13 protein-coding genes are annotated in these 15,117 nt (G+C 72.6%); 6 read left to right on the forward strand and 7 right to left on the reverse strand.

The window, feature by feature from the left end:
- Position 1: 1 nt before the first annotated feature.
- The gene (xdhB, locus tag ACIRGB_RS02170; RefSeq protein WP_403857776.1) at positions 2-2,419 is read right to left on the reverse strand and encodes a xanthine dehydrogenase molybdopterin binding subunit; all 2,418 of its coding nucleotides are present in this window, start codon (positions 2,417-2,419) and stop codon (positions 2-4) included.
- On the reverse strand, positions 2,416-3,909 hold the full coding sequence (locus ACIRGB_RS02175) for a xanthine dehydrogenase small subunit (protein WP_403857778.1): 1,494 nt from the start codon (positions 3,907-3,909) through the stop codon (positions 2,416-2,418). The genes xdhB and ACIRGB_RS02175 overlap by 4 nt, the downstream gene beginning before the upstream one ends.
- 560 nt (positions 3,910-4,469) lie before the next feature.
- On the opposite strand from ACIRGB_RS02175, the gene ACIRGB_RS02180 reads away from it, so the two are divergent.
- Positions 4,470-7,733 (forward strand): tetratricopeptide repeat protein, encoded by a 3,264-nt coding sequence (locus ACIRGB_RS02180; protein ID WP_403857780.1) that lies wholly within the window; start codon positions 4,470-4,472, stop codon positions 7,731-7,733.
- A gap of 47 nt (positions 7,734-7,780) precedes the next feature.
- Here ACIRGB_RS02180 and ACIRGB_RS02185 read toward each other — a convergent pair whose 3' ends face one another.
- Complete coding sequence (locus ACIRGB_RS02185; protein WP_403857782.1) at positions 7,781-8,017, reverse strand: hypothetical protein; 237 nt, start codon at positions 8,015-8,017, stop codon at positions 7,781-7,783.
- Positions 8,010-8,891, reverse strand: coding sequence for a mycothiol conjugate amidase Mca (gene mca, locus ACIRGB_RS02190; RefSeq protein WP_403857784.1), 882 nt, complete (start codon positions 8,889-8,891; stop codon positions 8,010-8,012). The genes ACIRGB_RS02185 and mca overlap by 8 nt, the downstream gene beginning before the upstream one ends.
- 128 nt (positions 8,892-9,019) lie before the next feature.
- Between mca and ACIRGB_RS02195 the strand changes: the two genes are divergently transcribed.
- Positions 9,020-9,418: a DUF4307 domain-containing protein gene (locus tag ACIRGB_RS02195; RefSeq protein ID WP_403857786.1), complete on the forward strand. Its 399-nt coding sequence runs from the start codon at positions 9,020-9,022 to the stop codon at positions 9,416-9,418.
- A 181-nt stretch (positions 9,419-9,599) separates the two neighbouring features.
- Positions 9,600-10,097 carry a transcription elongation factor GreA gene (gene greA / locus ACIRGB_RS02200; RefSeq protein WP_052839654.1) on the forward strand — a complete coding sequence of 166 codons (498 nt, stop codon included), beginning with the start codon at positions 9,600-9,602 and terminating at the stop codon, positions 10,095-10,097.
- Positions 10,098-10,168: 71 nt separating this feature from the next.
- Here greA and ACIRGB_RS02205 read toward each other — a convergent pair whose 3' ends face one another.
- From ACIRGB_RS02205 to ilvA, 3 genes are all read right to left on the reverse strand, one after another.
- Positions 10,169-11,026, reverse strand: a complete 858-nt coding sequence (locus tag ACIRGB_RS02205) for an ABC transporter permease (protein WP_403857789.1) — start codon at positions 11,024-11,026, stop codon at positions 10,169-10,171.
- Entirely contained in the window at positions 11,023-12,030 is a 1,008-nt protein-coding gene (locus tag ACIRGB_RS02210) for an ATP-binding cassette domain-containing protein (RefSeq protein WP_403857791.1), read from the reverse strand. Before ACIRGB_RS02210 ends, ACIRGB_RS02205 begins: the two co-directional genes overlap by 4 nt.
- A 171-nt stretch (positions 12,031-12,201) precedes the next feature.
- Positions 12,202-13,431, reverse strand: a complete 1,230-nt coding sequence (gene ilvA / locus ACIRGB_RS02215) for a threonine ammonia-lyase (protein ID WP_403857793.1) — start codon at positions 13,429-13,431, stop codon at positions 12,202-12,204.
- 169 nt (positions 13,432-13,600) lie between these two features.
- Here ilvA and ACIRGB_RS02220 point away from each other — a divergent pair, with 169 nt between their 5' ends.
- From ACIRGB_RS02220 to ACIRGB_RS02230, 3 genes are all read left to right on the forward strand, one after another.
- Entirely contained in the window at positions 13,601-14,101 is a 501-nt protein-coding gene (locus tag ACIRGB_RS02220) for a MarR family winged helix-turn-helix transcriptional regulator (RefSeq protein WP_403858179.1), read from the forward strand.
- A 132-nt stretch (positions 14,102-14,233) separates the two neighbouring features.
- Positions 14,234-14,740, forward strand: coding sequence for a sigma factor-like helix-turn-helix DNA-binding protein (locus tag ACIRGB_RS02225; protein WP_403857795.1), 507 nt, complete (start codon positions 14,234-14,236; stop codon positions 14,738-14,740).
- A 94-nt stretch (positions 14,741-14,834) separates the two neighbouring features.
- Positions 14,835-15,092, forward strand: a complete 258-nt coding sequence (locus tag ACIRGB_RS02230) for a hypothetical protein (protein ID WP_403857797.1) — start codon at positions 14,835-14,837, stop codon at positions 15,090-15,092.
- Positions 15,093-15,117: the final 25 nt, after the last annotated feature.

Consider the following 15,117-nt stretch of genomic DNA (forward strand, 5'->3'; position numbering starts at 1 on the left):
GTCAGGCACCGCTCAGCGCTTCCACGCCGGTGCGGACCGCGCCGCCGACGGCCGCTTCGTCACGGGCGCCGCCGTTCCCGGTGGTGCCGGCCCGCCGGGCCGACTCGACCGCCCAGTACACCGCCTCCGGCGTGGCGGGCGAGGCCAGTTCGACGGCGGTCCCCTTCGGCCCGAACGCGGCGGCGGCCTGCCGCAGCGCCTCGCGCACCGAGAACGCCAGCATCAGCGGGGGTTCGCCCACCGCCTTGGACCCGAACACCGCCCCTTCCTCGGTGGCGTTCTCCAGCAGCGTGACGTTGAACTCCTCGGGCATCTCCGAGAAGCTCGGCAGCTTGTACGTGCTCGCCGCCTGGGTCAGCAGGCGCCCGCGGTTCGGTCCGTCACCGGTGTCCCAGCGCAGGTCCTCCAGCGTCAGCCAGCCCGCGCCCTGCACGAAACCGCCCTCGACCTGGCCGATGTCGATCAGCGGGGACAGGCTGTCGCCGACGTCGTGCACGATGTCCACCCGCCGGATGCGGTAGGCGCCGGTGAAGCCGTCCACCTCCACCTCGGTCGCGGCGGCGCCGATGGCGAAGTACTTGAACGGCGACCCCTGGAACTTCGCGGCGTCCCAGTGCAGGCCCTCGGTCCGGTAGTAGCCGGCCGCGGAGAGCTGGACCCGCTGGAAGTACGCGGTGCGCACCAGGTCGTCCCAGGCCAGCTCCCGGTCGCCGCCCAGGGCCCGCGCGACGCCCTCGACGATGCGCACGTCCGAGGCGTTGGAACCCAACTGGCTCGCGGCCACCCGCAGCAGCCGCTCGCGCAGCTGCTCACAGGCGTTCTTCACCGCCCCGCCGTTCAGGTCGGCGCCGGAACTGGCCGCGGTGGCGGAGGTGTTGGGCACCTTGTCGGTCCGGGTCGGGGCGAGGCGCACCTTGTGCAGCGGGATGCCCAGCGTGGTCGCGGCCACCTGGAGCATCTTGGTGTGCAGGCCCTGGCCCATCTCGGTGCCGCCGTGGTTGATCAGGACGGAGCCGTCCTTGTAGATCAGCACCAGCGCGCCGCCCTGGTTGAAGGCGGTGAGGTTGAACGAGATGCCGAACTTCACCCCGGTGACCGCGAGGGCCCGCTTGGTGTGCGGGTGCGCGGCGTTGAAGGCGGCGATCTCGCGCTCGCGGTCGGCGATGTGGCCGTTGTCCTGGACCTGTTGCCAGACGGCGGCGATCCGCTCGGGCTGGGTGACCGGCTGCCCGTAGGGGGTCGTCTGGCCCTGGCCCGGCCGGTAGAAGTTGCGTTCCCGCAGCTCCTTGGCGTCCAGGCCGAGTTGCGGCGCGCAGCGGCCCAGGATGTCCTCGATCACCAGCATGCCCTGCGGTCCGCCGAAGCCGCGGAAGGCGGTGTTGGAGACCGTGTTGGTCTTGGCGATGCGGCCGGCGACGCGTGCGTTGGGGATCCAGTACGTGTTGTCGATGTGGCACAGCGCCCGGGCCAGGACCGGCTCGGACAGGTCCAGGCTCCAGCCGCCGTCCGCGGTCAGCGTGGCGTCGAGGGCCTGGATGCGGCCCTCGGCGTCGAAGCCGATCTTCCAGGTGGCGTGGAACCCGTGCCGCTTGCCGGACATGGTCAGGTCCTGGGTCCGGTTGAGCCGGAACCGCACCGGCCGGCCGGTCAGCTTGGCGCCGAGCGCGGCGACGGCCGCGAACCCGTGCGGCTGCATCTCCTTGCCGCCGAAGCCGCCGCCCATCCGCAGGCACTGCACGGTCACCTCGTGGGAGGGCACCCCGAGCACGTGCGAGACGATCTCCTGGGTCTCGGACGGGTGCTGGGTGCTGCTCTGGATGAACACCTGCCCGTTCTCGTCGACCTGGGCCAGCGCCGCGTGCGTCTCCAGGTAGAAGTGCTCCTGGCCGGAGAACTGGAACTCGCCGGTGAACACGTGCGCCGAGTCGGCGAGGCCCGCGTCGACGTCGCCGTGCGTCATGACGGGCCGGGCGCCGTGGTAGCTGGCGGCCGCGATGGCCTCCGGCAGGGTGATCAGGGAGGGCAGCTCCTCCAGGTCCACCTCCACGGCCGCCGCGCCGAGCCGGGCGGCCTCCAGGGTCTCGCCGAGCACCCAGGCGACCGCGTGGCCGTGGAACATGACCTCGTCGGGGAAGAGCGGCTCGTCGTGCTTCATGCCGGCGTCGTTGACACCGGGCACGTCGGCGCCGGTCAGCACCCGCACCACGCCGGGCACCGCGAGGGCGGCTTCGGTGCGCAGCGCGGTGACCTTCCCGCGGGCCTTCATGACCTGGACCGGGTAGGCGTGCAGCACGTCCTTGGTGCGCTGGACCAGGTCGTCGGTGTACAGCGCGGCGCCGGTGACGTGCTGGACGGCACTCTCGTGCGGCATGGAGAGGCCCACGGCGGGCTTCTCGGGACGCTCGGACAGGTGGCTCATGACGGCACCGCCTCGGTGGTCTGTGCGTACAGCTTCAGCAGGCTCTGGCCGAGCATCGCGGAGCGGTAGCCGGCGCTGGCTCGGTGGTCGCTCATCGGTGTGCCCTCGCCCCGCAGCACCTCGGCCGCGGCCTCGGCGGTCTCGGTGGTCCACGGCCTGCCCTCCAGGGCGGCCTCGGTGGCGAGCGCGCGGACCGGGGTGGCGGCCACGCCGCCCAGGCCGATGCGCGCCTTGCGGACGGTCCCGCCCTCGACGTCGAGCGCGAAGGCGACCGCCACGCTGGAGATGTCGTCGAAGCGCCGCTTGGCGATCTTGTGGAAGGCCGTGACCGGCGACAGCGGCAGCGGGACGCGCACCGCGCGGATCAGCTCGCCGGGTCGGCGCACGCTCTGCCGGTAGCCGGTGAAGTACTCGGCCAGCGGCACCTCGCGCTCACCGTCGGCGTCGGCGAGCACCAGGGACGCCTCCAGCGCGAGCAGCACCGGCGGACTGTCGCCGATGGGCGAGCCGGTACCCAGGTTGCCGCCGAGGGTCGCGCCGTTGCGGATGAGCCGGGACGCGAACTGCGGGAACAGCTGCGCCAGCAGCGGAACGGTGCCGTCCAGGCGGCGTTCGATCTCGGTGAGCGTCAGCGCGGCCCCGATCTCGACGTGGTCGGACTCGACCCGCAGCTCCCGCAGTTCGGGCAGCCGGTCGACGGCGACCACGCAATCGGCCCGGCGGGAACGGATGTTGACCTCGACGCCCCAGTCGGTGCTGCCGGCCACCACCACCGCGTCGGGCCGCTCGCGCAGCAGCCGCAGCGTCTCGGCCAGGGTGCTGCGGCGCAGGAAGACGCTGTCGTCCCGGCGGTACTCGGTGGCGACCGGCGCGGGCGGGTCCTGCTCGCGGCGCCGGGCCAGCGGGTCCTCGTCGGTGGGCGCGCCGACGGCGAACGCGGCGTCGCGGATGGGCCGGTAGCCGGTGCAGCGGCACAGGTTGCCGCTGAGCGCGTGCAGGTCGAAGCCGTTCGGACCGTGCTCGGCGTCCGGACCGGCGCCGCCGCCGGCACCCTCGGCCGGGTCCGAGCCCCGGTCCGCGTGCGCGCAGCGGTCGGGCCGGTAGTACTCGGCCGCCATGCTGCACACGAATCCCGGCGTGCAGTAACCGCACTGGGAGCCGCCGCGGACCGCCATCTCCTCCTGCACCGGGTGCAGGACGGGCGGCGTGCCGGGTGCCTCGACCGTGGCGAGGCCCTCGGAGGTGACGACCTCCTGGCCGTCGAGCGCCGCGACCGGGACGAGACAGGCGTTGACCGGCACCCAGTCGGTGGGCTTGTTCACGCCGGGGCGGGCCACCAGGACCGAGCAGGCGCCGCACTCACCCTCGGCGCAGCCCTCCTTGGTGCCGGTGAGGCCGCGCTCGCGCAGGAAGTCGAGCACCGTGGTGTGCGGCGCGGCCGGTGCGATCGGTGCTTCTTTTCCGTTGACCGTGATCCGTGCCGTCACCATGACAGACCTTCATTTCGACTAGGGGCAGGTCGATTCGGGACAGGTCGATGCATCATGTTCGCCAATTTCAGGCAGCTTTCTGAGTCCGGACGCGCCGCAGCAGAGGAGCAGGCGCACATCGGCACGCGACAACGGCATGCCGGGAAGTGGTGAAAGAGAGGGTGAAGCAGAAGGAGAAACCCGGAATGTGCCCACGCGGGCACAGCGGAACGGCGCGTCAGCAGCCGTGCGCGACCCGGCCCGAAACCCACACCGTGCGGCGGGCGAGGCGGCTCAGGTCAGAATTGGTGCACATCTGCCGGTCGCCTCCTGTCGGTAGTCATGGGTCTGCTTCCTTCGAAAATTAGTGGCTGCGGTCACGGGGGTCAAGAGGGGAATGCGTCGACTTTCCCGGCCGGTGCGGACCGGCCCTCCCCAGGGTCTCCTCGCGGCAGGACACTTGACTCACGCATAACCGGGGAAGGACCCGGGGATGGGCGGGGAGGGCTCTGGACTCCTGGGGCCACCGGGGCGCCTGGGGCGCCCCGGCAGGACACCGATGCCGCCGGAGGGGGCGCGACATGCGGGACAGTCATCGGGCGGAGGCCGAAGGGCTGCTCAGGCGGGCCGTGGAGGAGGAGGTACGGCGCTCGGGCGGACGCACGGACGGGACCGTGCTGCTCTCCCGGGCCCGCGCGGCACTCGACGCGATGGCGGGGACGGCCGGCGAGGAGTACGAGGCCTACACCCGCGCCCTGGACGAGGCAGCGGCCGGGCAGCTCACCTTCCGCCAGCGCTACGCCCGTGAGGGCGCCGGCACTCCCCTGCTGGTGGCCGCCGTGGCGGCGGTCGCCGCGGTGGTGGCCGACGTGGCGCTCGGCACCGGCACCGGCACCGCGGTGGGCGCGGGCGTGACGGTCGGGGTGGTCGGCGCGGCGGCGACCGTGGTCAAGGTGGTCGGCGCCCATGTGCCGGCCGCCCACCACCGCGCCGGGGCGGTCAGCCAGCCCGGCGGGCCCGAGCAGCTGCGGCTGCAATGGCTCACCGCGCTGGAGGTGCGCGGCATCCGGCCCTTCCTCGACCAGCAGCGGATGCTCGCCGCGTCCACCGGGCCGGCCAAGACCGGGCCGAAGCTGCGGGGCGCCGACAAGAGCGCGGCCGCCCGGGGACGCAACGCCCTGGAGCAGTCGTTCGGGCAACTGCCCCAGCCGGAGGGCGTGTTCGCGGGCCGGCGGCAGGAGATGGCGCGGCTGCGGCAGTGGGTGCAGGCGGCCCGCGCGAGCACGGAGACCAAGCCGACGGTGGTGGTGCTGCACGGGGCGCCCGGCAGCGGCCGTACGACGCTGGCGGTCCGGGCCGTCCACGAGCTGCGGGACTACTTCCGCGGGGCCTGCCTGGTCGACCTGCGCGGGGCCGGGACGGGGTCGGGCGGCTCCGGGACGGGCGGCTCCGGGGCGGGCGGATCCGGAGCGGACGGCTCCGTGGAGGGCGGCGAGTCGCCGCTGAGCACCCGGGACGCCCTGCTGCACCTGCTGAACCGGCTCGGGGCGCCGCGCGAGCAGCTGCTGTTCCGGGAGCGCTCCTCCGCCGACCAGCAGGTCAAGCGGCTCAGCGAGCTGTACCACCAGCATCTGACGGGCGTCCCGGTCACCGTCGTCCTCGACGACGCCTCGGACCCCGAGCAGGTGCGCACGCTGGTGCCGGAGCGCTCGGACAGCCTGGTGCTGGTCACCGCGCGCCATCCGCTGCGGCTCCCGCCCGACCTGCCCGCGCGGGTGTACGACCTGCCCGTCGAGGAGCTGGACGCGGCGGGCGCCGAGGAGCTGCTGGGCGCCGCGGCCGAGGACGCCACGGGGCCCTACGACGCCGAGTCGAGCGAGCTGATCCGGCAGCTGTGCGGCGGGCTGCCGCTGGCGCTGCGGGTCGCCGGGTCGTCGCTGGGCCCGCGCTCGCCGCGCGCGCTGGCGACCGACCTGGGCGCCTACGGTCCGGTGGAGCCGGTCGAGCGGGCGCTGTGGCTGCGCTACACCGACCAGCCGGAGCCCGCCCGGCGGCTGCTGCGCCGCCTGGCGCTCGCGGGACGCACCTCGCTGGGTGCCGCGGCCGCCGCCGCGCTGCTGGCCACGGACGAGACGGAGGCGACCCGGCAGCTGGCGGCGCTGTCGCGGGCGGGCCTGATCGACCACGTCCGGGGCAGCCGCTACCGCCTGCACGACGTGGTGCGCGCCTTCGCCCGCGCCCGGCTCGCCGACGAGGAGGAGCCCGCCGACCGGACGGCCGCCCAGGAACGGCTCATCGCGAACTACGCCGAGCTGGCCGACTCCGTGCTGCGCCTGGTCGACGGGAACATGTCGACCCGCTCCCACCAGTTCGGGCAGTACGGCTTCACGTCCCTGGACGAGGCGCTGCGCTGGCTGGACGACGAGTCGAGCTTCATCACGGCGACGCTCAGGCACGCGGAGGGCGTCGACCAGGGCGCGGTGCTGAACCTGCTGGGCGCGCTGTGCGACTACTGCCTGCTGCGGGGCGACCTGTACCGGCTGGGGGAGATCAGCGAGCTGGCGCAGTCCGTGGACCAGGGGCTGCTGGTGCGCTCGGTGCAGTGGCGCACCGGTATCGCGGCCCGCCAGCTGGGCGAGCTGGACAAGGCGCGTACGACGCTGGCCTCCGTGGTCGACCTGTACCGGGACGCCCACCACGACGCCGGTGCGGCGCGGGCGCTGTGCTCGCTGGGGATCACGCTGCACCACCAGGGCAACCTGACCGACGCGGCGGCCAAGCTCCAGGAGGCGCTGGACCTCCAGGCCGCGCCGGAGCTGGCCACGGACCGGGCGTGGACGCTGCACGCGCTGGCGGCGGTGCAGCGCGACCGGGCCCGGCTGGCGGAGGCCCTGGAGCTGCTCACCGAGTCGCTGGTGCTGCACCGGGCGGGCGAGTCGGTGCACGGCCAGGCGTGGGCCCACTTCCAGCTCGGCCAGCTGCACCTGCGCATGGGTGACGTGCCGGGGGCGGAGTCGGACCTGCGGGCGGCCCTCGACCTGTACGGCCGCACCCAGGACGCCCGCGGCGAGGCCTGGGCGCTGACCCAGCTGGCGCGGGTCCGCCTGGTGGACGGCGACGCCTCGGACGCGGTGGAGGATCTGCGGCGGGCGGCGGCCCGGCACCGCGAGAACGAGGACGCCCGCGGCGAGGCCTGGACGGTCTACTACCTGGGCCAGGCACTGGAGGAGACCGGCGACCTGGACCAGTCCGTGCGCGAGCTGGAACGCTCCCGCACGATGTTCTCCCGGATGCGGGACGTGTACGGCCTGGCCTGCGCCCGGCACCACTCGGCGCGGGTCACCCGGGACCAGCGGGCCGCCCAGACCGGTTCGCTGCGCAACTCGGGCTTCGCCCGGCAGCTCCTGGTCGACGCGCGCGCCGACTTCCAGCGCATCGGCGTCGGGCACGGGGAGGCGTGGACGTGCCTGGAGCTGGCGGTGGTGGACGCGGGCAACGCGCGCACGCCGCAGGCACTGGCCCTGTGCGACGAGGCGGCCGCCCTCTTCGCCGGGTACGGCGACCGGCGGGGCGAGGACTGGGCCCGCTTCCTGCGCTGCACGCTGCTGCCGTACGCCGCCCCCGGCGGTGTGGAGGTCGGTACGGCGGTGGCGCAGGAGGAGCTGGCCCAGCTGTCCCGCGCCCGCCATCCCGCCCGCGACCCCAAGCTGGACGACTACGTGGACGCCTACCAGCTGCTCCTGGAGCGCGGTGTCCAGCTGGAGGCGGGCTGGCAGGCCTGGCGGCTGGGCATGGTCCCGGGCCGCCAGGCGAGGGAGGTGATGGGCGTGGCGGTCACGGCGTAGCACCCGCCGGGCCGCACCGCCGCGCGGGGCTGCGTCCCCGGCGGGGTCTAACCCCGCTGGGGCTTCGCCTCACCGGTGCCGGGGGCGTCCTGCTCCGCCGCCTCCTTGAAGTCCACCTTGCCCATGTGCCGGTTCATGGACTTCATCAGTCCCCACACCGCCAGAGCCATCACCGCGAACACGATGAACCCGAGGACGCCGGGGGTGACCTTGTCCTCGTCCAGCTCGGCGAGAGTGACGAGGTGCGTCATTGCCTGGCTTGCGCTTGCACTCATGTCAGGCATTGTCGCGGATGCCCGCGAAGAGGTCGTCCTCGGGGAGGGAGGTTTCCACGAGGGACTTCGCCAGCTCGTACTCCTCGGTGGGCCAGACCTCCTTCTGGATCTCCATCGGCACCCGGAACCAGCCCCCGTCGGGGTCGATCTGGGTGGCGTGCGCGATCAGCGCCTTGTCCCGGATCTCGAAGAAGTCGGCGCAGGGCACGTGGGTGGTGAGGGTGCGCTCCTTGCGCTCGAACTCGTCCCAGCGCTTGAGCCAGTCCCCGTAGGGCGACTCCAGGCCGCGCTCCAGCAGCGCGTGGTGCAGCGCCTCGGTGCGGGGCCGGTTGAAGCCCTGGTTGTAGTAGACCTTCAGCGGCTGGTACGCCGGTCCGTACTCGCCCTCCGGGTACTTCTCGGTGTCGGCCGCGCCCTCGAAGGCCACCATCGTGATCTTGTGGGTCATGATGTGGTCGGGGTGCGGGTAGCCGCCGTTCTCGTCGTAGGTGGTGATCACCTGGGGCCGGAAGGAGCGGATCTTCCGCACCAGCTCACCGGCCGCCTTGTCGACGTCCTCCAGGGCGAAGCAGCCCTCCGGGAGCGGCGGCAGCGGGTCGCCCTCGGGCAGGCCGGAGTCGACGAAGCCGAGCCACTCCTGCCCGACGCCCAGGATCTCCCGGGCCTCGTCCATCTCCTTCCTGCGCACCTCGTGGATGTTCTCCTCGATGTACGCGTCTCCCTGGAGCTTCGGGTTGAGGATGGAGCCGCGTTCCCCGCCCGTGCAGGTCACCACCAGCACGTCCACCCCCTCGGACACGTACTTCGCCATGGTGGCCGCGCCCTTGCTCGACTCGTCGTCGGGGTGGGCGTGAACGGCCATCAGTCGCAGCTGGTCAGTCAAGACTCAATCCTTGGGTCAGTCGGCGCCCGTGTGCGTCGGCGCAATCGGCGGCTTCTATAGTGACCGAATGGGGGGCGGAATAATTCCGGGGCCCGGAACTCGGACCCGCTCCCACGGAGAGGACGATCATGAGTACGGCGAGCACACGGACGCCCCAGGGTCGGTACGGCCGCTCCTCGGACGAACGGGCCGACCGCACGCTCAAGGTCGTCGGCGCCGTGCTCGGCGCCCTCCTGCTCGCCCTGATCGGCTGGTTCGGCTACCACTACGTCGGCCAGAACAAGATCAGCGGGGAGCTGATCGGCTTCGAGCTGGCCGAGGACTCGGTGCAGGTGCACCTGGAGGTCCGCAAGGACGCCGGCGTCACCGGCTACTGCACCGTGCGTTCCCAGGCCGAGGACGGCGACGAGGTGGGCCGGGCCGACTTCCGCTTCGACGGGGACGACACCCGCATCGACAAGGTCGTCACCCTGCGCACCAAGGCCGCGGGGACGACGGCGGAGCTGCTCGGCTGCCACCCGGAGTGATCCGGCGGGGCCCAATGCCCCCCAATACCAGCCGTCTGACCTGCGGTGACAGGAATCTGGCGGCTTATGTCCTCCCCCTTTGGCCACTGAATTGTTAGGCTCGTGGTTTCGCCCTTCCGTGAAGGAACATCCTTCTGGGTAGGGCGTTGATTTGTATTCCCAGTACCAACGAGGAGCACCCGTGACCCAGACCAGCGAGAACGTCACCTGGCTGACCCAGGAGGCGTACAACAAGCTCAAGGAGGAGCTTGAATACCTTACTGGTCCTGCGCGCACCGAGATCTCTGCCAAGATCGCCGCGGCTCGCGAGGAGGGGGACCTGCGCGAGAACGGCGGGTACCACGCGGCGAAGGAGGAGCAGGGCAAGCAGGAGCTCCGCGTGCGCCAGCTGACCCAGCTGCTGGAGAGCGCCAAGGTGGGTGAGGCCCCGGCCGCCGACGGCGTGGTGGCGCCCGGCATGGTCGTCACGATCGCCTTCGACGGTGACGAGGACGACACGCTGACCTTCCTGCTCGCCTCGCGCGAGTACGCGAGCTCGGACATCGAGACGTACTCCCCGCAGTCCCCGCTGGGCTCGGGCGTCATCGGCCACAAGGTCGGCGACGACGCGCAGTACGAGCTGCCCAACGGCAAGCCCGCCTCGGTGAAGATCCTCAAGGCCGAGCCGTACAACGGCTGACGCGCCGCTCACCAGTCCTACGAGCCCCCGGTGTCCCCGTGACACCGGGGGCTCGTCACGTCGCCTCCCGGTCAGATGGCCGCCGAGCGGTACTTGCGCACCGCCAGCGTCCGGAAGACCGCGATGATCAGGACGGACCAGATCAGCGAGGCCCAGACGGGATGCTGCATGGGCCAGGCGTCGGACTGCACCACGCCGGGGTTGCCGAACAGCTCGCGGCAGGCCTGCACCGTGGCGCTGAACGGGTTCCATTCCGCGATGTGCCGCAGCCAGGGCGTCATCTGACTGGAGTCCACGAAGGCGTTCGAGACGAAGGTCACCGGGAACAGCCAGATGATCCCTCCCGAGGTCGCCGCCTCCGGGGTGCGCACGGACAGACCGATCAGCGCCCCGATCCAGGTGAAGGCGTACCCCAGGAGCAGCAGCAGCGCGAATCCGGCCAGGATCTCGCCGGCGCTGGTCGGGTCGGCGGAGCCGGTGCGCCAGCCCACGATCAGCGCGACGATCGCGAGGACGAGCAGGGTGATGGCCGTCTGCACGAGGTCGGCGACGGTGCGGCCGGTGAGGACCGCGCCGCGGGCCATCGGCAGCGAGCGGAAGCGGTCGACCAGCCCCTTCTGCATGTCGTCGGCGATGCCGGCCGCCGATCCCGCGGTGGCGAAGGTGACGGTCTGGGCGAAGATGCCCGCCATCAGGAAGTCCTTGTAGACGCCCGCGTCGGTGGTGTTGCCGATCTTCAACGAGCCGCCGAAGACGTACGTGAAGAGGACCACGAACATCACCGGCTGGATGACGCCGAACAGGACCATCTCCGGGATCCGGGTCATCCGGATGAGGTTTCTGCGGGCGATGACCAGCGAGTCGCGGACGGACTGGGCGAGGGGGTGGGCGGGCGCCGTGACCGGCGCGGCGTCGGTGGCGGCGCTCACTTGGCGGCCTCCTTCTCCTGCTCGTGGCCGGCGTCGTCCGCCGAGCCGTTCGTCTCGTCCTTCGCCTCGGCCACGTGGCCGGTGAGGGAGAGGAAGACGTCGTCGAGGGTCGGGCGGCGCAGGCCGATGTCGTCGATCTCGATGCCGCGGACGTCGAGCTCGCGGATGACCTCGGCGAGCAGCTTCGCGCCGCCGGTGACGGGGACGGTCAGCTTGCGGGTGTGCTTCTCCACGGTGGTCGCGCCCTTGCCGAACCCGGCGAGCACCTCGGAGGCCGTCCCCATGTGGTCGCGCTCGTGGACGACGACCTCGACGCGCTCTCCCCCGGTGCGGGCCTTGAGCTGGTCGGAGGTGCCGCGGGCGATGACGCGGCCGTGGTCGACGACCGCGATGTCGTGGGCGAGGTGGTCGGCCTCCTCCAGGTACTGCGTGGTCAGCAGCAGGGTCGTACCGCCGGCGACCAGCTGTTTGATGACCTCCCACAGCTCCTGGCGGTTGCGGGGGTCGAGGCCGGTCGTGGGTTCGTCCATGAACATGACGGGCGGGGAGATGACCAGGGCCGCCGCCAGGTCGAGCCGCCGGCGCATGCCTCCGGAGTAGGTCTTGGTGGGACGGTCGGCGGCGTCCGAGAGGTGGAACTGCTCGAGCAGCTCGATGGCGCGGGCCTTCGCGGCCTTGCCCTTCATCTGGTAGAGCTGCCCGACCATCTGCAGGTTCTCCCGGCCGGTCAGGTATTCGTCGACCGCGGCGAACTGGCCGGAGAGGCCGATGGAACGGCGTACCTCGTTGGGCTGCCTGAGGACGTCGATGCCCGCGACGACCGCCTTGCCGCTGTCGGGGCGGAGCAGGGTCGTCAGGCAGCGGACGGCGGTGGTCTTGCCCGCGCCGTTCGGCCCGAGCAGGCCCAGGACCGTGCCCTCGGGAACGTCGAGGTCGACGCCGTCCAGAGCCCTTACGGCACCGAAGGTCTTCACCAGGCCTTCGGCATAGATGGCGCCTGGCATATGAGTCTCCACGTCGTCGGGGATTCTTCGGAAAGCCTAGGTTTGTACGTTTCGCCGCGCTCAGCGAGCGATTTATGACACACCATAACGCGATGTATCGCGTCTCACAATGCAGTTCCCCGAACGAGTGACCAGGTGGCTGCCGACTCCGGCACAGGGGCCCCGGGGGGCTCAGGCGATGACGGTGTATCCCGCTTCCCGCAGCGCGCGGCCGACCTCGGCGCAGTGCTCCGGGCCCTTCGTCTCCAGGTGCAGTTCGACCTCCGCCTCCGTGAGCCCGAGCCGCGGATGGGTTCGGACGTGGCTCACATCGAGGACGTTGGCATCGACCACGGACAACACCCCGAGCAGCGTGGCCAGGGCTCCCGGCCGGTCCGTCAGCCGCAGCCGGACCGCCAGATAGCGGCCCTGCGCGGCCATGCCGTGCCGCAGCACGCCCTGCATCAGCACCGGGTCCACGTTGCCGCCGGACAGGACCGCCACGACCGGCCCCTCGAAGGCGTCCGGCGCGCTCAGCAGCGCCGCCACCGGGCTCGCCCCGGCCGGTTCCACGACCAGCTTGGCCCGCTCCAGACACAGCAGCAGCGCGGTCGACAGCTCGTCCTCGGAGACCGTGCGGACCTCGTCCACCAGCTCGCCGACGATCCCGAACGGCACGTCGCCGGGCCGCCCCACCTTGATCCCGTCGGCCATCGTCGCCGGGTTCTCGACGGCGACCGGGCGCCCCGCGGCCAGCGAGGGCGGGTAGGCGGCCGCGCCCTCGGCCTGCACGCCGACGATCCGCACGTCCGGCCGCAGCGCTTTGACCGCGACCGCGATCCCGGCCGCCAGTCCGCCCCCGCCGATGCCGACCACGACGGTCCGCACCTCGGGGCACTGCTCCAGGATCTCCAGCCCGACCGTGCCCTGGCCCGCGATGACGTCGGGATGGTCGAAGGGGTGGATGAAGACCGCGCCGGTGCGCTCCGCGTACTCCTGCGCGGCGGCCAGCGTCTCGTCCACCACCTGGCCGTGCAGCCGCACCTCGGCCCCGTAGTCCCGGGTCGCGCTGATCTTCGGCAGCGGCGCCCCCTGCGGCATGAACACCGTCGAACGCACCCCGAGCAGCGACGACGCCAGCGCGACGCCCTGCGCGTGGTTGCCCGCGCTCGCCGCGACCACGCCCGCGGCCCGCTGCTCGGGCAGCAGCCCGGCGATCCGGACATAGGCGCCGCGCAGCTTGAACGAGCCCGTCCGCTGGAGGTTCTCGCACTTGAAGTGCACCGGCGAGCCGACCAGCTGGGACAGGTGCCTGCTGCCCTCCATGGCCGTCACCCGCGCCACGCCCGAGAGCATCTTCTGGGCGCCGCGCACGTCGTCGAGGGTGACGGGAGCGACCAGTCGCGTCGTGCTGTAGCTCATGCCCTCCAGCATCGCAGTTCCCGGCCGCCCCGCGCCGTTGTGACCAACCTCCGAGACCCGCTTTGCCCAGCGCCGGTACGCCCTGTCGCCCGGCCGCGTACCCTGTCCCCCAATCAGCAGCCCTCCACGAAGTGAGCCCCCGGCCATGCCCACAACACCTGAAATGTCGATGGACATGACGACCGCCGGTGACACCGGTCTTCTCGAGACGCTCCAGCACGAGGTCGCGCTCTTCGCCCGACGCGCCGAACAGACCCGGCTCGGCGGGGTCGGCCAGGTGCGCAACTCCATGGACCGCGCCGCCTACCTGCTGCTCAACCGCCTCGACAAAGAGGGCCCGATGGGCGTGAAGGCGCTCGCCGCGAGCATGGGGATCGACTCCTCCACGGTCACCCGGCAGGTGGCCCCGCTCGTCGACACCGGACTCGTCAAGCGGACCTCCCACCCCGAGGACGGCCGCGCGGTGGTCCTGCAACTGTCGCCGCGCGGCGTGGCGCGGCTGGAGGAGGTGCGCTCCTCCCGGCGTCAGCTCATGGCCGAACTGACCCACGACTGGGCGCCGCAGGAGCGCGAGACGTTCTGCGCGCTCCTCGCGCGGTTCAACGGCGCCCTGTCCGCCCGTATGGCCCCCTCCGGCGCGGCGTCCACCGACGCGCAGGCGGGCTCCTGAGCGACGCCTCGCACGCCGTTCCGCGGCTTTCCGGAGCTTTCGGAGCGGGTTCGCGCCGAACCCTTGACCGGCGGGCCGCCCCTGGCCTGATATGAGACCTCAGGGGTCGTCGCCGCAGGGGCGGGAGGCGCGGTGCGAGAACGGCATGCGTCCCGGAACGCCCGCCGGGCCCGCGAGTTCGAGGCGTTCGTCGCGGGCGCGGCAGGGCGGCTGCTGCACGCCGCGACCCTGCTCACCGCCGAGGCCCCGGACGCCAACCCTCGCGCGCGGCGGCTGCTGGCGCTGAGTCTGGCCCACATGTACGCGTACTGGGACCGGCTGCACGGGGAGGACCCGTACGACCGCGCCCGCCAGTACCTGGCCACGCGTTTCGCCCGGGAGGCCTGGCACCGGTACGGCGTCCTCGGCCGGGCCCGCCGGCGGCCCGTGGGCCCTCTGGGCGCGCTCGCCCCGCAGGAACGCCTGGTCCTGGTGCTCCGGCTGTACGAAGGCGTCGCCGAGGAGCAGACGGCCGCGCTGCTGGGCCTGCCCGTGGAACGGGTACGGACGCTCTGCGACCGCGCGACGGCCACCCTGCTGCACCCGTCGCCCGCACCGGCCCGGCCGGTGGCGTCGGAAGCGAAGGCGGCCACGCCGTGACCGGCCCGGCGAGCGCCCGGAGCAGCCGTACGGCGACGTGCCCGGCGAGGCGCGCGACGGCCGGCACGCGCGCGTGGCGGACCGGGAGGTGCCGGTGAACCGTCCCCGGCGCGAGGCCGCCGCGCGGCAGATCATGGAGCAGTCGCCGCCGCGGGTGCCGCCCGGCCTCTGTGCGGAGGCCGTCCGCCGGGGCGGCCGCATGCTGCGCCGCAGGACCGCCGCCCGCCGCCTGATGTGGCTGCTGCTGGGCGCCGCGGCCGTGGCGTTCACGGTGTGGGCGCTGACCGTCCAGCCGTGGGTGGAGCCGCCCTCGGAGACGACCCCACCCGTGACCGGCTGGGAGGGCTGGTGAGCCCGTTCCGCCGGCCGAGCGCCTG

It is taken from the genome of Streptomyces sp. NPDC102490, from assembly GCF_044765285.1.
Taxonomy (GTDB): Bacteria; Actinomycetota; Actinomycetes; order Streptomycetales; family Streptomycetaceae; genus Streptomyces.